Source organism: Actinomadura sp. 6K520 (assembly GCF_004349245.1).
GTDB lineage: Bacteria > Actinomycetota > Actinomycetes > Streptosporangiales > Streptosporangiaceae > Spirillospora.
In genome coordinates, this window is sequence record NZ_SMLC01000023.1 from 1 (window position 1) to 19,946 (window position 19,946).

At 75.6% G+C, this 19,946-nt stretch carries 5 protein-coding genes; all 5 read right to left on the bottom strand.

Annotated elements, in window-relative coordinates; genetic code table 11:
• Nucleotides 1-1,815: beta-ketoacyl synthase N-terminal-like domain-containing protein (locus E1289_RS08905; protein ID WP_207928871.1), on the bottom strand; the 1,815-nt coding region annotated here is incomplete at its 3' end.
• An 18-nt stretch (nucleotides 1,816-1,833) separates the two neighbouring features.
• Nucleotides 1,834-2,061: a phosphopantetheine-binding protein gene (locus tag E1289_RS08910; protein WP_131977265.1), complete on the bottom strand. Its 228-nt coding sequence runs from the start codon at nucleotides 2,059-2,061 to the stop codon at nucleotides 1,834-1,836.
• Nucleotides 2,058-3,986 carry an HAD-IIIC family phosphatase gene (locus E1289_RS08915; RefSeq protein WP_207928872.1) on the bottom strand — a complete coding sequence of 643 codons (1,929 nt, stop codon included), beginning with the start codon at nucleotides 3,984-3,986 and terminating at the stop codon, nucleotides 2,058-2,060. The genes E1289_RS08910 and E1289_RS08915 overlap by 4 nt, the downstream gene beginning before the upstream one ends.
• A 137-nt stretch (nucleotides 3,987-4,123) precedes the next feature.
• A complete protein-coding gene (locus E1289_RS08920; RefSeq protein WP_131977268.1) occupies nucleotides 4,124-4,894 on the bottom strand; it encodes an alpha/beta fold hydrolase in 771 nt (256 codons plus the stop codon).
• 50 nt (nucleotides 4,895-4,944) lie between these two features.
• A complete protein-coding gene (locus tag E1289_RS08925) occupies nucleotides 4,945-19,740 on the bottom strand; it encodes a type I polyketide synthase (protein WP_131977271.1) in 14,796 nt (4,931 codons plus the stop codon).
• Between the last annotated feature and the right edge of the window lie 206 nt (nucleotides 19,741-19,946).

The window sequence follows — 19,946 nt, forward strand, 5'->3', positions numbered from 1 at the left end:
GTGGTCGAGGGCGTGGGCGAAGGTGGGCAGGTGGTGGTAGAGCTGGGCGCCCATGCCGGGGCGTTGGGAGCCTTGTCCGGAGTACAGCAGGGCGAGTTTGCCGCCGGTGGGGGTGGCGCGGCCGGTGACCAGGCTGGGGTGCGGCTCCCCGGCCGCCAACGCCTCCAGCCCTTCGCGCAGTGCGGCTGGGTTGCCGGTGATGACGGCGCGGTGGTCCAGGGTGGAGCGGGTGGTGGCCAGCGCCCAGGCCACTTCACCGGGGTCCAGGTCGGGGTGGGTGTCCAGGTGGTGGATCAGGCGTTGGGCTTGGGCGGCTAGCGCGGCTGGTGTTTTGGCCGACAGCAGCCACGGAATCACCGGAGGCTCAGGCCGCACCTCCACCGCAGAAGACTGGAGACGGACTACCTCACCGTCCGCCTCTGACGAGATGGCCGGAGCCTGCTCGATGATGGTGTGCGCGTTCGTTCCGCTCATCCCGAAGGAGGAGACGGCGGCGCGGCGGGGCCGTCCGGTGTCGGGCCAGGGGATCTGCTCGGTGAGCAACTCGACCGCCCCCGCGGACCAGTCCACGTGCGGGGTCGGCTCGTCGACATGCAGCGTCCGCGGCACGACCCCGTGATTGAGGGCCTGCACCATCTTGATGACACCGGCGACACCGGCGGCGGCCTGGGTGTGCCCGATGTTGGATTTGATAGAGCCCAGTCGCAGGGGCCGGTCGGCGGGGCGTTGCTGTCCGTAGGTGGCGATGAGTGCTTGGGCTTCGATGGGGTCGCCCAGGGTGGTGCCGGTGCCGTGGGCTTCGACGACGTCGACGTCTGCGGGTGTGAGGCGGGCGCTGGCCAGCGCGTCCTGGATGACCCGCTGCTGCGACGGCCCGTTGGGGGCGGTCAGGCCGTTGCTGGCGCCGTCCTGGTTGACCGCCGACCCGCGCACGATGGCCAGCACAGGGTGGCCGTTGCGCTGCGCGTCGGAAAGCCGCTCGACCAGGAGCAGCCCGACACCCTCACCCCAGCCTGTCCCGTCGGCCGCCGCCGCGAACGACTTGCAGCGCCCGTCACGGGCCAGGCCCCGCTGGCGGGAGAACTCCACGAACAGGGCGGGGGTGCACATGATGGTCGCGCCGCCCGCGAGGGCGAGATCGCACTCGCCGAGCCGGAGCGACCGGCAGGCCCAGTGCAGCGCCACCAGCGCCGAGGAGCAGGCGGTGTCGACGGTGACGGCGGGACCCTCCAGGCCGAGGCTGTAGGCCACCCGGCCGGAGGCGAAGCTGGCGGCGCCCCCGATCCCGATCTGGCCGTCGAACTCCTCGGGCATCCGCTGGAAGCCCGTCCCGTAGTCCAGGTAGATGATTCCGGCGAACACCCCGGTGCGGCTGCCCTGCAGGCCGGCGGGATCGATGCCGGCGCTCTCGACGGCCTCCCAGGCGGTCTCCAGCAGGAGGCGCTGCTGCGGATCGGTCGCCAGCGCGTCACGCGGGCTGATCCCGAAGAACTCGGCGTCGAACCGGCCCGCGTCGTAGAGGAACGCCCCCTCGTGGGCGTAGCTGGTGCCCCTGCGCTCCAGGTCCGGATGGCGGAGCGCGTCCAGGTTCCAGCCCCGGTCGGAGGGGAAGGCGGACACGGCGTCGGTCCCGTCCGCGACCAGCCGCCACAGGTCTGCGGGGGTCCGGGCGGCCCCCGGGTACCGGCAGCCCATCCCCACGATCGCGATCGGCTCGGAGTCGGCGGACTCCAGTTCGGACAGCCGCTCCCGTGTCCGGTGCAGTTCGGCCGTCGTCCATTTCAGGTAGTCGACGAGCTTCTGTTCATCCGCCATCCGGAACCACCCCTCGGCTCACCTGTCCACCGCCAGCAGGTACATCTCGTGCAGGCTCGATGCCTGGAGAAGGTCGGGCAGGGGCACGCTGCGTCCGGTCTCCCGCTCGATCGTCGTGAGCAGCCAGAGCAGGTGCATCGAGTCCCAGCCGGGGACCTGGTCCAGGGTGCGCTCGGCGTCCTCGGTCGTCACGGGCAGGCCGAGGTGGTCCCGGACGAGCGCGACGAAGTCGTCGATGGTGTTCACGGCGTGTGCCCCCCAAGCTCGTCGGTGAGGCGGACATGGTCGGGCGGTGTGAAGATCTCGGCGAGGTCGTGCCGGAACCAGGTCGTCCCCTCGGAGCCGTCCGGCCCGGCGGGTCCGCCGCCGGACGCCGCGTCCTCCACGAAGCCGTGCCGGGAGTAGAGGTCCGCGACGCCGCCGTTCCTGGGCGTCGGGCGGTAGGCGCCGTAGACGGCGCGGGCGGCGCCGGCGCGCGCGTGCCGCAGCACCGCCGCCAGGCACGCCTGCTCGATACCCCGGCCGAACACGCGGCAGCTCAGCAGGAACCCGTCGATGCGCACCGCGTCGTCCGCCCACCGGGTGAACAGCGCGCCCACCGTTCCGTTGTCGCCGAACCGGTCGCGTGACCGGATGGTCAGGATCCGGGTGCGGGCGTCCTTGAGCAGGTCCCTGACCTCGGGGACGCCGAGCCGCCGGGTGACCGTGTTGAACTGGTTGGTCCGCATGGTGAGCTGGGAGACCCGCGCCGCGTCCTCCCCGGTGGCGTCGGCCAGGACGACCCGGACGTCCAGCTCGCGCAGGTAGTCCTCGATCGAGTCGAAGGTGTGCAGGAAGTTCCGGCGCGCCCGCTCGTCCCGGTACCTGGCCTTGCGGACGTGGTCCTCGGCGGTCGTCTCCCGGACGTCGAACCAGCCGTCGGCCAGCAGCCTCTCGCCGTGTAGCGCGGGATCGTCGTCGAGGCCGACCACCGCCACATCGGGATGCTCGGACCGCACGAGCCAGCATTCGAAGGCGCTGTCGTCGGCGAAGACGAGGCTGTGCGTGCCGAGGTTGAGCTCCCGCGCGAGTTCGGCGACGTTCTCAGGCTTGGGTCTCCAGTTGGCCACGACGTGGACGAAGTCGTCCTCACGCAGAACCATGCCGGGGTGCTCGCGCAGCACCTTGCGGACCGGCTCGACGTCGTTCTTGCTGACCACGGCGAGCAGCACCCCCTGCGAGCCGACCTGCTTCACCACGCGCTGGAACTCCCGGAACGCCTCGCCGCGGTGCCCCTCCCCCACCTCGATGCCGTCCACGCCGTCGTCGCCGAGCACTCCGCCCCACAGCGTGTTGTCCAGGTCGAGAACCAGGCATTTCCTGGTGCGGCCGGTGAGATGGCGGACCAGGTGGCCGGCCTCGCGCGCGTACGCGGCCAGCAGGTCCGGGGACAGGTGCGCCTTGGCGTAGACGCTCAGGCGCGGGTCGCTGGCGGGCGACGCCTCGGCGGCGAACGGGTCGAGGTCCAGCACCACGACGCGCTCGTGCTCCTCGCACAGGCGCAGCAGCCGGGCGTTCAGCTCGCGCCACAGGGCGCCCAGCCGGGCCCTCGACCGGTGGTCGACGAGCTGCGCGGTGTACCGCCGCAGCAGCGGCAGCGTGTTGAGCACCAGCGTGCCGCGGCAGTTCGCCTCGAACGTGGTGGCCAGCCCCTCCAGCAGGCCGATCTTCTCCAGGCCGGCGCGCTCGACGTCCTCGGGGCGCCAGGGGACGGCGACCTCGTCGAACACGACCGCCGGGTCCAGCACGCACAGGACGAGGTCGGGCCCGGCCGCGTACAGCTCGCTGCCCGGGTCACCGAGTTCGAGGACATAGCCATCGAAACGACCCGTGAACGGGCGGAGGAGGAAACCGTGCCGGGCGAGCTGCGCCGTCAGCGCGGGCAGCAGGTCCGGCAGCGTGCCGTGCCCGGTGAGCGCGACGGTCACCGCGGGGATCCCGGGATGCCGCTCGGCCGTCTCGGCGGCGTCCAGCCGGGCGAGCAGGTTCCCCGCCCGCACCAGCTCGCGCCCGCTCAGCTCGGCCACCAGCCGCTGGGCCTCGGGATACCGGGCGGCCAGGGTCCCCGAGCGGTGCAGGGCCAGCAGCGCGTCGGCCGGTGCCACACCGTCCCGCGGAGCCGATTCGCCCACGCCCGCCTCCTCCCCCGCGGCCTCGCCGCGTTCCGTCCGGCTCGTCCTCGTCAGCGGGACCGCCTCCCGCGGCCCCGCATTCACGATCTCGGGACCGGCTAAAGCTGCGCTAACCCGGTCCTTGCGCGCCCGCGGAGTCACGGGACGGCGGCCCGGAAGGCGAGGATGTCCGCGGAGACCGCCTTGATGGTCTCCGCCGGGCGGTCCCCCAGGTAGAAGTGGCCGCCCGCGAACACGCGCAGGCCGAAGGAGGCCGACGTGTGGTCGCGCCAAGCCGCGGCCTCCGCGACCGCCACCTTCGGATCGGAGTCGCCGACGTAGGCGGCGATCGGGCAGCGCAGCGGAGGGCCGGGACGGTGCCGGTAGGTCTCGATCGCCTTGTAGTCGGTCCGCAGCGCCGGAAGGACCATCCGCAGCAGCTCCTCGTCTCCGAGGACCCCCGCGTCGGTGCCCTCCAGGGAGCGCACTTCGGCGATGAGGCCCTGGTCGTCGCGGGTGTGCACGGTCTCGGTACGGTGCAGCGACGGCGCCCGGCGGCCCGAGACGATGATCCCCAGCGGGCTCCCGCCCGTCTCCCGCTCGATCACGCGGGCCACCTCGTAGCAGGTGACGGCCCCCATGCTGTGCCCGAAGAACACCAGCGGGCGGTCCAGCACGCCGCGCAGCGCCGCGAAGACCGCGGCGGCCAGCTCGTCGATGGTGTCGACCGGCGGCTCCCTGCGCCGGTCCTGCCTGCCGGGGTACTGCACGGCCAGCACGTTCGCCGAGCCGGACAGCGCGGCGGAGACCGGGAAGAAGTAGGCCGCCGAGCCGCCCGCGTGCGGGAAGCAGACCAGCAGCGGATCGCCGTCCACGCCCTGGTGGAAGCGCCGCAGCCAGAGGTCGTCTTTCCGTCCGCACTGGTCCACGTGAGTCCCGTCCCTTCGCTTCGGGTGCCACGGCCCCTCCGGCCGCCGGCTCAGGAGATCCCGAGTTCTCTGTCGATGAAGTCGATGACCTCGTCCGGGGTCGCCGCCTCGTCGAGGCGGTCCGTTCCGGGGTCCGCCGCGGGCGCGCCGGCGTGCCGGTCCCGCCAGCGGCCGAGCAGCGCCTCCAGGCGCGCGGTCACCTCCCGGTGGCCGCTCCACCCGCCGGGAGCCGCGCCGAGCGCGGTCTCCAGCCGGTCCAGTTCGCTCAGTACCGCGGGCGCTCCCGGCTCCGGTTCCGCCGACTCACCGCCGGCGAGGAACACGCCCAGGTGCCGGGCGAGCGCGTCGAGCGTCGGATGGTCGAAGACGAGCGTCGCGGGCAGGCGGGTGCCCGCGGCGGTGCTGAGGCGGTTGCGGAACTCGACCGCGGTGAGCGAGTCGAACCCGAGTTCCTTGAAGGTCGCGGTGGTGGTGACCGCGTCCGCCGACCGGTGGCCGAGCACGGTGGCGGCGTTGGCCCGGACGACGTCCACCAGGGCCTCGTGCCGGCGGCCTGCGGGGAGCCGCGCCAGCCGCTCGGCGAGCGAGGGCCCTGCCGCGCGGCCGCCGCGGCCCGCGGCGCGGCGGCCGGTGCCGCCGGCCAGGACGCGCAGGACCGCCGGGGGGTTCCCGGCTCCGGTCCGCGCCCGCAGCGCGGCCACGTCCAGCCGGGCCGGCACCAGCAGTGCCCGCCCGTCGCCGCGCGCCGTGTCGAACAGTGCCAGCCCCTGCTCCGAGGGCAGCGGCACCACTCCGGACCGGCCGAGCCGGGCCAGGTCGGCGCCGTCCAGGTGCGCCGTCATCCGGCTGGTCTCCGCCCACAGCCCCCACGCCAGCGACACGGCCGGGAGCCCGCGGGCCTGGCGGCGGGCGGCGAGGGCGTCCTCGAACGCGTTGGCCGCCGCGTAGTTGGCCTGCCCGGGGGTGCCGAGCACACCGGCGCTGGAGGAGAACAGCACGAACTCCGCCAGGTCGAGCTCGCGGGTCAGCACGTCCAGGTTCGCCGCGGCCGCCACCTTGGGCCGCAGCACCCGTGCCACCTGGTCCGGGGTCATGGAGCCGACCACCGCGTCGTCCACCACGCCCGCCGCGTGCACGACCGCGGTCAGCGGGTGCTCCGCCGGGACGGCGGCCAGCAGCCGGGCCAGGTCGGCACGGTCGGCGGCGTCGCAGGCCGCCACGGTGACCCGCGCGCCGAGCCCGGTCAGCTCGGCCGCCAGTTCGGCGGCGCCGGCCGCCCGGGAGCCCTGGCGGCCGGTCAGCAGCAGGTGCCGCATCCCGTGCCGCTCCACCAGGTGGCGCGCCACCCGTCGGCCCAGCGCGCCGGTGCCGCCGGTGATCAGGACCGTGCCCGCCGGGTCGGGCGCCACCGGCACGGTGAGGACGATCTTGCCGACGTGCCGGGCCTGGCTCATGAAGCGGAACGCCTGCCGGGCCTGCCGCAGGTCCCACGCGCGCAGCGGCGGGTGCCGGAGCGCTCCCCGCTCGAACAGCGCGAGGATCTCCGCCAGCATCCGGCCGAGCCGCTCCGGCCCGGCTTCCAGCACGTCGTAGGCGCGGTAGGCCACGCCGGGGTGGGCGGCGGCGACCTCGTCGGCGTCGCGGATGTCGGTCTTGCCCATCTCCACGAACCGGCCGCCCCGCGGCAGGAGCCGCAGCGACGCGTCGACGAACTCGCCGTTCAGCGCGTCGAGGACGACGTCCATGCCGCGGCCGCCGGTCGCCGCCAGGAACCGGTGCTCGAAGTCCAGGTCGCGGGACGACGCGATGTGCGCGTCGTCCAGCCCCAGCGCACGCAGCGCCGGCCACTTCCCCTCGCTCGCCGTGGCGAACACCTCCGCGCCGAGGTGCCGGGCCAGCTGCACCGCGGCCATCCCGACGCCGCCGGTCGCGGCGTGCACCAGCACGGCCTCGCCCGGCCGCAGGCCGGCCAGGTCGACCAGCCCGTAGCAGGCGGTCAGGTAGGCCACCGGCACGGCTGCCGCCTGCGCGTACGACCAGCCCGCCGGGATCCGCGCGAGCATCCGCCGGTCCACCGCCGCCACCGGGCCGAAGGCGTGGGGGAACAGGCCCGCCACGCGGTCGCCCGCGGCCAGGTCGGTGACCCCGGCGCCGACCTCGGTGACCACCCCGGCCCCCTCGCTGCCGAGCGGGGCGGCGGCGTCGGGGTACATGCCCAGGGCGATCAGCACGTCGCGGAAGTTCAGGCCCGCGGCGCGCACCGCCACGCGGACCTCGCCGGCGGCCAGCGGCGCCTCGGCCTCCGGGTGCGGGACGAGTTCCAGGTCCTCCAGCGTCGCGCTTCCCGGCGCCGCCATCCGCCAGGCCCCGGCCTCGGCGGGGGGAGCGAGCGCGGGGCCGGTTCCGGTGCCGGTCAGCCGGGGCACGAGGGCTTCGCCGTGCCGGATCGCGAGCTGCGGCTCGTCCGCGTCCGCCGCGGCGGGCAGGCGGTCCGCCGCGACCTGCGGCGAGGCGGGATCGCCGTCGAGGTCGACGATCAGGAAGCGGCCCGGATGCTCCGCCTGCGCCGACCGCATCAGGCCCCAGAGCGGAGCGCAGGCCAGATCGGCGACCTCGGCCCCGTCGCCCGCCGCCACCGCTCCGCGGGTGAACACGGCCAGCCGGGAGGAGTCGAACCGCGGGTCGGCGAGCCATCGCTGCACCGTGCCGAGGACCGCCACCGTCATCCGCTCCGCGGCCGCTCCGTCGCCGGCGTCCGCCGGACCCGCGCACGGCAGGGCCACGACGTCCGGTACGGGGGCGCCCGCCTCGACCGAGGCGGCCAGCCCGGCGAGGTCCGGGTGGCGGCGCACACGCACGCCACCGGATTCGAGCGCCCGGCCCAGCCCGAGGCCGTCGGCGCCCAGCACGGCCCAGTCGTGCGGGTCCGGGGCTCCGTGCACGTCTCCGGGCAGTGGTGTCCAGTCGACTTGGAAGAGCCATTCGCCGCCGCCGCGCGCCCGCCGGGCCGGCACGGGCCGCAGCACCACCGAGTCGATCGCGGCGACCGGGCTCCCGTCCGGGTCCCAGGCCGTCACCGAGATCCCTTCCCCGCCCTCCGGGACGACCCTGATCCGCAGTTCCGACGCGCCGGAGGCGTAGACGTCCATCCCCGCGCAGACGAACGGCAGCCGTCCCCCGGCGTCCCCCTCCCCGGCGATCAGCGGGAGCCCGGCCTGCAGGGCCGCGTCCAGCAGCGCCGGATGCGCGACGAAGCCGTCCGCCGCGCCATCGGCGTCCCCGTCCGGTGCGCGATCGGCGCCGGGGTCGAGGTCCGCCTCGGCGAACACCTCGTCGCCGCGCCGCCAGACCGCGCGCAGCCGCCGGAACGCGGGACCGTAGTCGAGGCCCCCGGCGGCGGCTCGCGCGTAGAGGTCCGCCACGTCGACCGGCTCCGCGCCCTCCGGCGGCCACACCGCCTCGCCGGATGCGGGGGGCGCGGCCGCGGCCGGACCGAGGGCTCCGGTGGCGTGCCGCGTCCACGGTGTTCCCGCCGGCGCCTTCTCCGGACGCGAATGCACGCTCAGCGCCCAGCGTTCCGGTTCTTCGTCCGCCACGACCCTGACCTGCAACGCGACCGCGTCCTGGTCCGGAACGTCGAGGGGCGCCTCCAGGGTGAGCTCCGCCACCCGGCCGCAGCCCAGCTCGTCGCCGGCGCGGACGGCCATCTCCAGGAACGCGGTGGCGGGCACGACGGCCGTGCCCAGTACCCGGTGGTCGCCGAGCCACGGGTGGGTGCGCGGCGACAGCCTGCCGGTGAAGAGCATCCCGTCGCCGTCGGCCAGCCCGACCGAGGCTCCCAGCAGGGGGTGCTCGGCGGCGGCCAGTCCGAGCCCCGCCGCGTCCTCCCGCCCGGTGTCCGCGGAGAGCCAGAAGCGCCGCCGCTGGAAGGCGTAGGTCGGCAGGTCGACCCTGCGGGGCCGCGCCGGGGCGAACAGGGCCGCCCAGTCCACGGGCACCCCGGCGGTGTGGGCCTGCGCGACCGCGCCCAGCACCGCTTCGGGCTCGGGCCGGTTCTCGCGCAGCGCGACCGCCGTCGCCGGCGCCGCTTCCATGCACTCGCGCGCCATCGCGGTCAGCACCCCGGGACCCAGTTCGATGCAGGCGGCGACGTCCTGCGCTTCGAGCCAGCGCACGCCGTCGGCGAAGCGCACGGCGCCGCGGATGTGCTCGACCCAGTAGCCGGCGGAGCAGAGCCGCTCCGCCGGGACGGGCCCGCCGGTGAGGTTGGAGATGATCGGGATCTCCGGTGGCCGGAACGACAGCCCCTCGGCCACCGCGCGGAAGCCGGCCAGCATCGGCTCCATCCGCGGCGAGTGGAAGGCGTGGCTGACCCGCAGCCGCCTGGTCTTGCGGCCGCGGTCCCGCCAGTGGGCGGCCAGTTCCTCGACCGCCTCCGCGTCCCCGGAGAGCACGGTGCCGGACGGCCCGTTCAGGGCCGCGATCGCCACCGCGTCCTCGCGGCCGGCCAGCAGCGGCAGCACCTCGTCCTCCGACGCCTGCACCGCGGCCATCGCGCCGCCGCCCGGCAGCCGCTGCATCAGCTGCCCGCGCGCCGCGACCAGGGAGCAGGCGTCGTCCAGGGACAGCACCCCGGCCACATGGGCCGCGGCCACCTCGCCGATCGAGTGCCCCAGCAGGAAGTCCGGCCGCACCCCCCATGCCGCCAGCAGGCGGAAGAGGGACGTCTCGACGGCGAACAGCCCTGCCTGGGCGTAGACCGTGTCGTCGAGGGAGGACCCGCCGGGCGCCGCACCGCCGAACACGACCTCGCGCAGCGAGCACCGCAGCAGCGGGTCGAGGCGCTCGCAGATCTGGTCGAACGCTTCGGCGAACACCGGGTACGCCTCGTAGAGGCCGCGGCCCATGCCGGCCCGCTGCGCGCCCTGGCCGGGGAACAGGAACGCGACACGGCCGTCGGCACGCGCCTCGCCGTGGACCACCTCCGGCGCCCGCCCGCCCTGCGACAACTCGGCAAGGTCCTGCAGTGCCTCTTCGCGCTCGCGCACCAGGACGACCGCGCGGTGCTCCAGTGCGGTTCGCGTCGTGGCGAGCGAGAAGCCCACGTCCACCGGCCGGAGGTCGGGGCGGGCGGTGAGGAAGCCCCGCAGCCTGGCCGCCTGGGCCCGCAACGCGTGCTCCGTCCGGCCCGACAAGGGCCAGGGAACGACCGCCGCACCGGCGTCGGAGGGCTCGGCGGGCGCGGCGGCCGCCCCGTCCGCTTCTTCCCCGTCCGCCTCTTCGAGGATCACGTGGGCGTTGGTCCCGCTGATGCCGAAGGACGAGACGCCAGCCCGCCGGGGGCGGTCGCCGCGCGGCCACGGAACCGGCTCGGCCAGCAGCGACACCGCCCCGGCGGACCAGTCCACGTGCGGGGTCGGCTCGGCGCCGTGCAGCGACGGCGGCAGCTCGCCGTGCCGCATCGCCATGACCATCTTGATGATGCCCGCGACGCCGGCGGCCGCCTGCGCGTGCCCGATGTTGGACTTGACCGAGCCCAGCCACAGCGGCCGGTCCGGCGAGCGGTCCCCGCCGTAGGCGGCGAGCAGCGCCTGGGCCTCGATCGGATCCCCGAGCGTGGTCCCCGTCCCGTGCCCGTCCACCGCGTCCACCTGGTCCGGCCGGAGGTGCGCGGCGCTCAGCGCGGCGCGGATCACCCGCTGCTGGGACGGGCCGTTCGGCGCGGTCAGCCCGTTGCTGGCGCCGTCCTGGTTGGTGGCGCTGCCGCGCACCACCGCCAGCACCGGGTGCCCGTTGCGCCGCGCCTGCGACAGCCGCTCCAGGACGAGCACGCCCGCGCCCTCCGACCAGGCCACCCCGTCGGCGGACGCGGCGAACGACTTGCAGCGGCCGTCCGGCGCGAGCCCGCGCTGCCGGCTGAACTCCACGAAGGTGTCCGGGGTCGCCATCACCGTCACCCCGCCCGCCAGGGCCAGCGAGCACTCCCCCCGGCGCAGCGCCTGCGCGGCCAGATGCAGCGCGACCAGCGACGAGGAGCACGCGGTGTCCACCGTGACCGCGGGTCCCTCCAGCCCGAACAGGTACGCCACCCGGCCGGACACCACGCTGCCCGACGTGCCCGTCACCGCGTAGCCCTCCGCGACCCGCGGCAGCCTGCCACCGCGGGCGTAGTCGTAGTACATGACACCGGCGAACACCCCGGCCGGGCTGCCCTTCAGCGACGCCGGATCGATGCCCGCCCGCTCCAGGGCCTCCCAGGAGGTCTCCAGCAGCAGCCGCTGCTGCGGGTCCATCGCGAGCGCCTCGCGCGGCGAGATGCCGAAGAACCCGGCGTCGAACTGCGCCGCGTCGTGCAGGAACCCGCCCTCGCGGGCGTACGAGGTGCCGGGGTGGTCCGGGTCGGGATGGTAGAGCCCGTCCAGGTCCCAGCCGCGGTCGCCGGGGAAACCCGAGATGGCGTCGCGGCCGGCGGCCACCAGCTCCCACAGTTCCTCCGGGGAGGCGACGCCGCCCGGATAGCGGCAGCCCATCCCGACGATCGCGATCGGCTCGTCCGGTGCTCCCGCGGCGGGCCCCGGCGTCACGTCCGCCCGCGCGGCGGCCGTGCCCAGCAGTTCCTCCCGGAGGCGCGCGGACAGGCGGCGGACGGTGGGGTGGTCGAACAGGAGGGTGGGCGGAAGCCGGAGACCGGTCGCCGTGTTGAGCCGGTTGCGCAGCTCCACCGCGGTCAGCGAGTCGAACCCGATGTCCTCGAACGCCCGGTCGTCCCCGATCGCGCCGGACGACGCGTGCCCCAGCACCTCGGCGACCTGTGCCCGCACCAGCCCGAGGAGTTCCCGGTGCTGTTCGGCCTCGCTGAGCGCGGCGAGCCGGCCGGCCACGCCGCCGGCCGGTTCGCCGTCCGCAACCCGGCGGCTCCGGCCGCGGACCAGCCCGCGCAGCATCGGCGGCGGGCCGCCGCCGGCACCCGTCCGCGGGCCCGCCGGGTCGAGGCGGGCCGCCACCACCTCGGCCCGCCCGGACGCGACGGCCGCGTCGAACAGCGCCAGGCCGTCCTCGGATGGCAGCGGCGCGATGCCGGTGCGGCGCAGGCGCGCCATGGCGCCGGCGGTCAGCGTCCCGCTAATCGCGCTCTCCGGTTCCCACAGGCCCCAGGCGATCGACAGGGCCGGCAGCCCCCGCGCCCGGCGGTGCCGCGCGAGCGCGTCCAGGGCCGCGTTGGCCGCCGCGTAGTTGCCCTGGCCGGCCGTTCCGAGCGTGCCCGCTATGGAGGAGTAGAGGACGAACATCGAAAGGTCGAGGCCGCGGGTCAGCTCGTGGAGGTGCAGCGCGGCGTCGACCTTCGGGCGCAGGGTCCGGTCCAGCCGCTCGGCGGTGAGCGCGGTCACGATCCCGTCGTCCACCGCTCCGGCCGCGTGCACGACTCCGATCAGCGGGTGGTCACCGGGGATGGCCTCCAGCGTCGCGGCGAGCCGGGCGCGGTCGGCCGCGTCGCAGGCGGCGAGGGTCACCCGCGCTCCGGCGGCGGCGAGTTCGGCCCGGAGTTCGGCCGCGCCGGGCGCGTCGGGGCCGCGGCGCCCGGCCAGGACGAGGTGCCGCACGCCGTGCTCGGCCACCAGGTGCCGGGCGAGCAGGCCGCCCAGCGTGCCCGTGCCCCCGGTGATCAGGACCGTTCCGGCGGGATCGAGCTCCGGTGGCTCCGGGGCCGGAGCGGGGGTCCGCGCCAGCCGGGGCACCAGGGCCCGGCCCTCCCGCAGCGCGAGCTGCGGCTCGCCCGCGGCCGCCGCGGCACGGCAGGCTTCCAGCAGCCTTGCGTTCCCCTCATCCGTGTCGAGGGAGTCGGCCAGGAGCAGGCGCTCGGGGTTCTCCGCCTGGGCCGAGCGGACGAGCCCCCAGGCCGCCGCCTGCGCCGGGTCGGCGGCCTCGCCGTCGTGGACGCCGACCGCCGCACGGGTCAGCACGACCAGCCGCGCGCTCCCGGGACGGTCCGCGGCGAGCCAGTCCGTCACCACTCGCAAGGCTCGTTCGGCGGTCTCGCGGACCGTGGCGGCCTCCGCCCGGGGCTCCTCCGCCCGGGGCCCTTCCGGCCGGAGGTCGGCGACGGCCAGTGTCGGCTCTGCCGCGCCCGGTGCCTCCGGCATCGGCCGCCATTCCACGTGGAACAGCGAATCGCGGACGACCCGCGCCGGGGCCGCGGTGGGTCGGGCAGGCGCGCGCAGGGCGAGCGCGTCCACCGTCGCCATGGGCGAGCCCGTCCCGTCGGTGACCGTCATCCCGCCGTCCGCCGACATGCGCGCCCGAAGCCGGGTGGCACCGGTGGCGTGCAGGGTCACGCCGTTCCAGGCGAAGGGCAGCCGCGGGGCGGTGCCGTCCGGCCCGCCCGGGCCGTCCAGCCCGACCCGCGCGTGCAGGACCGCGTCCAGCAGGACCGGATGGATTGCGAAGCGCGCGGCGTCGCCGCGCAGCTCGCCGGGCAGGGCGGCCTCGGCGAAGATCTCGTCCCCCGATCGCCAGGCGGCCGTCAGCGCCCGGAACGACGCACCGTACTCGTAGCCGCCCCGTTCGAGCTCGTCGTAGAACCCGTCCAGCGGCACGGGCACCGCGCCCGCCGGGGGCCAGGCGGCCGGTTCGCCCCCGGGCGGGGGCGCGGATCCGGTCCGCACGGCACCGTCGGCGTTGCGGGTCCAGGGACGGTCGGAGCCGGCCCGCACGTCGGTCGTCCGGGAATCGAACGTCAGCGGCCGGCGGCCCGACGCGTCGGCGCCGCCCACCGTGACCTGGATCTGCATGCCCCCGTCCGGCGGCAGGACCAGCGGAGCCTGAAGGACCAGCTCCTCCACCTGGTCGCAGCCGGTCTCCTCGGCGGCGCGCAGCGCCATTTCCACCAGGGCGGTCGCGGGCACCATCGGCACTCCCGCGACGACGTGGTCGGCCAGCCATGGGTGGGTGCGCAGCGAGAGGTGGCCGTGCAGCGTCACGGTGTCGCCGTCGGCTCGCCGGGTCGCGACGCCCAGCAGCGGGTGATCGGCCGCGTCCAGTCCCAGGTCTGCCGCGGACGCGGCGGCGCGCGGCGCCGGCGCCCAGAACCGGCGGTGCTGGAACGGGTAGGTGGGCAGCTCGGCCCGGCGGGCTCCGGAGCCCGCGAAGACCCCCTCCCAGTCGAGCGGCACGCCGTGCGCGTGCAGCAGGGCGAGGGCCGCCGTGAAGGACTCCGCTTCGGGGCGGTCCCGGTGGAGCACCGGTACGGCGAGGGCGTCCGCGCCGGCGTCCCGGTCGGCGAGGATCTCCTCGGCCAGGGCGGCCAAGGTGCCGTCGGGGCCGAGCTCCACCAGCCTGGTGACGCCCTCCCCCGCCAGCCGGCCGACGCCGGCGGCGAAGAGCACCGGGCGCCGCACGTGCTCGACCCAATACCGCGGAGAGCACAGTTCCTCGGCCGTTCCCAGCGCGCCGGTCAGGTTGGACACGACGGGAATCCGCGGTGCCCGGTACGCCAGCCGCCCGGCGACCTCGCCGAACTCGGCCAGCATCGGCTGCATGCGCGGGGAATGGAAGGCGTGCGAAACCGTGAGCCGCCTGGTCCTGCGGCCCCGGGCGCGGAAGGCGTCGGTGATCTCGGCCACGACGGGCTCGTCGCCGGAGACCACGACCGACGCCGGGCCGTTGACCGCCGCGATCGACGCGCGCCCGCCGCGTTCCTCCAGGAGCCGGCCCACCTCCTCCGCCGTGGCCTGGACCGCCGCCATGGCGCCCCCGGCGGGCAGCCGCCCCATCAGCGCGCCGCGCGCCGCCACCAGCGCGCACGCGTCCTCCAGCGAGAGGATCCCGGCCACGTGGGCGGCGGTCAGCTCGCCGATCGAATGACCGGCCACGAAGTCGGGGCGGAGGCCCCACGCCTCGGCCGTCCTGAACAGTGCCGTCTCAAGGGCGAACAGTCCGGGCTGGGCGTAGGCCGTCTGGTCGAGCCGCTCTGCCCCTGGCCGTCCCGGCTCGGCGAACACGACGTCGCGCAGCGGGCGCTCCAGCAGCGGGTCCAGGTGCGCGCAGATCTCGTCGAAGGCGGCCGTGAAAACGGGAAAGGTCTCGTAGAGTTCGCGGCCCATGCCGGGCCGTTGCGACCCCTGGCCGGAGAACAGCACGGCGACGCGGCCGTGACGGGCCTCCGCCCGGATGACGCCGGAGCCGGCGTCGCCCTCGGCGAGAGCCGCCAGGCCGTCCATCATCCCGGCGCGGTCCCCGGCCAGGACGACCCCGCGCCGCTCCAGGCCCGCCCTGGTGGTGGCCAGCGAATACGCGACGTCCGCGGGGCTCAGATCCGGTGAGGCGGCCACGTGCTCGCGCAGCCTGCGGGCCTGCGCCCGCAACGCCGGTTCGCTCTTCGCCGACACGGCCAGCGGAACCACGCGGCCCGGCCGCTCCCCGGCGGGGGCGTCCGGCCCGTCCGCCGCCCCGGCGGGGGGCTCCTGCAGGATCACGTGGGCGTTGGTGCCGCTGATGCCGAACGAGGACACCGCCGCGCGGCGCGGACGGTCGGCGGCGGGCCAGCCGACCGACTCGGTCAGCAGCGCCATCCTGCCCGCCGACCAGTCGACGTGGGGCGTGGGCGCGTCGACGTGGAGCGTGCGCGGCAGCGTCCCGTGGCGCATCGCCTGGACCATCTTGATCACGCCCGCCAGCCCGGCCGCGGCCTGGGTGTGGCCGATGTTCGATTTGATCGATCCCAGCCAGAGCGGCCGGTCGCGGTCCCGCCCGTAGGCCGCGAGGAGCGCCCGGGCCTCGATCGGGTCGCCCAGGGCGGTACCGGTCCCGTGCGCCTCCACCGCGTCCACCTGGTCCGGTGCCAGCCCGGCCGCGGCGAGCGCCTGGGCGATCACCCTGCGCTGGGCCGGGCCGCTCGGCGCGGTCAGCCCGTTGCTCGCCCCGTCCTGGTTGGTCGCCGACCCGGCGACCGTCGCCAGCACGCGATGGCCCGCGCGCCTCGCCACCGACAGCGGCTCGACGAGGACCACGGCGGCGCCCTCCGCCCAGCTCGTCCCGTCGGCCGAGGCGGCGAAGGACTTGCACCGGCCGTCGGGCGCCAGGCCCCGCTGCCGGCCGAACTCGACGAACATCCCCGGGGTGGACATCACCGTGACGCCCGCGGCCAGCGCCCGCTCGCACTCCCCGCGCAGCACCGCCTGGCATGCCTGGTGCAGCGCGACCAGCGACGACGAGCACGCCGTGTCCACGGTGACGGCCGGCCCCTCCAGGCCGAACACGTAGGCGATCCGGCCGGACATGACGCTGGCGGCGGTCCCCGTCAGCAGGTAGCCCTCGGCGTCGTCACCGGCCTCGTGCAGCCGCGGGCCGTACTCCTGGTGGGTGCCGCCGACGAACACGCCGGTGCGGCTGCCCTTGAGGGACATCGGGTCGATCCCCGCTCGTTCGAGGGCCTCCCACGAGGTCTCCAGCAGCAGGCGCTGCTGGGGGTCCATCGCCGCCGCCTCGCGGGGCGAGATCCCGAACGGGTCGGGGTCGAAGCCGCCCGCGTCCCGGACGAACCCGCCCGCGGTGGCGTAGGTGGTGCCGGACCGGCCCGGGTCAGGGTCGTGCAGGGCCGCCAGGTCCCAGCCGCGGTCGTCCGGGAAGCCGGAGATCGCGTCACGGCCCGCCGCGACGAGCTCCCACAGGTCCTCGGGGGAACGCACGCCTCCGGGGAACCGGCAGGCCATCGCGACGATCGCGACGGGCTCGTCCGCCGCGGCCACCGCCCCGGGGGTTGCGCCCGGATCCGGGTCAGGCGTTCCCGCCGCCCGTTCGGCGAGGTGCCGCGCGAGCCCCTCGGGCGAGGGATGGTCGAACAGCACCGTCGACGGCAGGGGCAGCCCCGTCGCCTGCGCCAGCCGGGTGCGCAGCTCGACCGCCGTCAGCGAGTCGAAGCCGAGGTCTCGGAACGTCCACTGCGGCTCCACCGCCTCCGGCCGGTCGTACCCCAGCACGGTCGCCGCTTCGGCGCGGACCACGTCGAGCATCGCGAGCCCGCTGACCGGGCGGTCGTCGTGGTCGTCGTCGTGGTCGTCGTGGTCCTCCCCGTGGTCCGTGCGCGCCTCGGCGCGCACCGGCTCCGCCGCCATGGACGGCTCGTCCGGCTCCCCCTCGGCCGGCTCCCCCGCGGCGGGCGGCCGCAGCCAGTGCCGCTCGCGCTGGAACGGGTAGGTGGGCAGCGGGATGCGGCGCCCGCCCGTCCCGGCGAGCACCGCCTCCCAGTCCACGTCCGCGCCCCGCACCGACAGCTCTGCCACCGCACCGAGCAGCGTGCGCGGCTCGGGGCGATCGTCGCGCAAGGTGGGCACGAACCCGGCCGTGACAGGGTCGACGCAGTCGCGGCCGATCGCCGACAGCTCGCCGCCCGGACCGAGTTCCACGTACGTGGAGACACCCGCGGCTTCGAGGGCGCGCATCCCGTCCATGAACCGCACGGTGCCGCGTACTTGCCGGGCCCAGTGCCCCGGTGCGCAGATCTCATCGTCCGGAGCGACCCGGCCGGTCACGTTCGACACGACCGGGATCCGCGGCGGGCGGAAGGCCAGCCGCCGCGCGATGCCCTCGAACTCCTCCAGCATGCCCTCGGTGTGCGAGGAGTGCGACGCGTGGCTGATCCGGAGCCGCTTGGTCTTGCGGCCCCGCTCCTTCCAGTACGCCGCGACCTCCAGCACGGCCTCCTCGTCACCGGACAGGACGGTCGCCAGCGGCGCGTTGACGACGGCGACCGACGCACGGGACCCGTGCTCGGCGACCAGGGGCGAGAGTTCGTCCTCGGACGCCTGGACCGCCACCATCGCCCCGCCCCCGGGGAGCGCCTGCATCAGGCGGCCCCGCGCGGCGGCCAGCTCGCAGGCGTCCTCCAGCGAGAGGACGCCCGCGCAGTGGGCGGCGACCACCTCTCCGCTGGAGTGCCCCATCAGGTAGTCCGGCCGGACCCCCCACGACTCCAGGAGCCGGAACAGCGCCACCTCCAGCGCGAACAGCCCGACCTGGGTGTACAGGGTCTCGTCGAGCAGCGCCGCCTCGCCCGATCCCGGGGCGGCGAAAACCACGTCCCGCACCCGGCGGTCCAGATGCCGGTCCAGGCATGCGCACGCTTCGTCGAACGACCGGGCGAAGAACGGGTGGGCGGCATAGAGGTCCCGTCCCATGCCGAGGCGCTGCGTCCCGCCGCCGGCGAACAGGAAGGCGACCTGCCCTCCGGTGGCCCGGCCGCGGACCAGGGCCGGTGCCGGGCCGCCGCGCGCGACGGCGTCGAGCCCTCTGGCCAGGCCCGCGGCGTCGTCGGCGAGGACCGCCGCGCGGTACTCGAACGCCGAGCGGGTCGTGGCGAGCGAGTAGGCGAGGTCGGCCGGTCGCGGATCGGCGGTGTCCAGATGCTCCCGCAGCAGCCGGGCCTGCGCGCGCAGCGCACGCTCGCTCCGCGCCGACACCAGGAAGGGACGGACCCCGGCGGAGTGGCCGGCCTCGGGTGTGGATTCCGTGATGTCCGGTTCGGCCAGCACGACGTGGCAGTTGGTGCCGCCCATCCCGAAGGAGCTCACGCCCGCCACAAGAGGCCGGGACGGCTGAGGCCAGGGGCCCGCCGCGTCCTGCACCCGCAGGTTGAGGGTGTCCAGGGGGATGCTCGGGTGGGGGCGTTCGAAGTTGAGGCTGGGCACGAGCTCGCGGTGCCGGATGCACAGGACGGTCTTGACGAGCCCCGCGATCCCGGCCGCGCCCTCCAGGTGCCCGATGTTGGTCTTGACCGAGCCGACCGCCAGCGGGCGGCTCGCCCCCTGCGATGCGGCCGGGACGCCGAGCGCCGCGCCGAGGGCCGCCGCCTCGACGGGGTCCCCCGCCCGTGTTCCGGTGCCGTGCAGTTCCACGTACTGGACGTCCGCCGGGCCGACCGCAGCGCGGCGGCAGGCAAGGCGGACGGCCTCCTCCTGCCCGGCCTGCGCCGGGACCGTCAGCCCTTCCCCCGCGCCGTCGTTGTTGACCGCGCTGCCACGGATGACGCAGTAGATCCGGTCGCCGTCGGCCAGCGCGCGCTCCAGCGGCTTGATGACGACGACCGCGCCGCCCTCACCGCGCACGTACCCGTTCGCCCGGGCGTCGAAGGTGTGGCAGCGGCCGTCCGGGGACAGGCCGCCGAACCGGTCGGCCGCGATGAACCCGTCCGGGGTGATGGCGATGTTGACTCCGCCGGCCAGCGCCAGGTCCGACTCGCCCCTGCGCACGCTCGCGGCGGCCATGTGCACCGCCACCAGGGACGACGACTGCCCGGTGTCGACCGTAACGCTGGGGCCGCCGAGTCCGAGCGTGTAGGAGACGCGGTTGGCGATGATGCCGCGGTTCAGCCCGGTCGCGGTGTGCTGCGTGATCGTGCCGGTCCCGTAGCGCGTCCCGAGACTCGCGTAGTCGTCCCCGATGGCGCCGACAAAGACGCCCGTACTGCCGCCGTGCAGGCGTCGCGGGACGAATCCCGCGTCCTCCAGCGCCTCCCACGCGAGCTCCAGCATCAGGCGCTGCCGGGGATCGATGACGGCCGCCTCGCGCGGGGAGATGCCGAAGAACGCGGCGTCGAACCCGTCGACCTGGTCGAGGAACCCGCCGCGCCGCGCTCCCGGCGCGACGTCCAGCCGGCTCAGATCGCACAGCGTGCCGGCGGCCCGCCGCCGTCCGGGCGCCTCCCCGACCGCCTCGGTCCCGCTCCGCAGGAGGCGCCAGAATTCTTCGGGACCCGCGGCGCCCGGCATGCGGCACGACAGTCCCACGATGGCGACCGGGCCGCCGTGGTCGGACCGCATCGTGGCTTCGGCTGTTTCTCCGGTTACGGTCACGACACTCCAATTCAACCGCCGCGCGCACTGCCCGCAGCCGCGGTGATCGCGGCAGGACAATGGCCGGACAGCAGGGCCTTCGGGCAATGTAACCGGCGTTCCACGCCGTCCTGCAATGCGCGGGCACCCCAGAAATAGATCGCGTCGCGAACGCGCCGTGCAGCTCCGGAGAGATATGGTCACCCCCTATCGGAAAAAGCCATCCC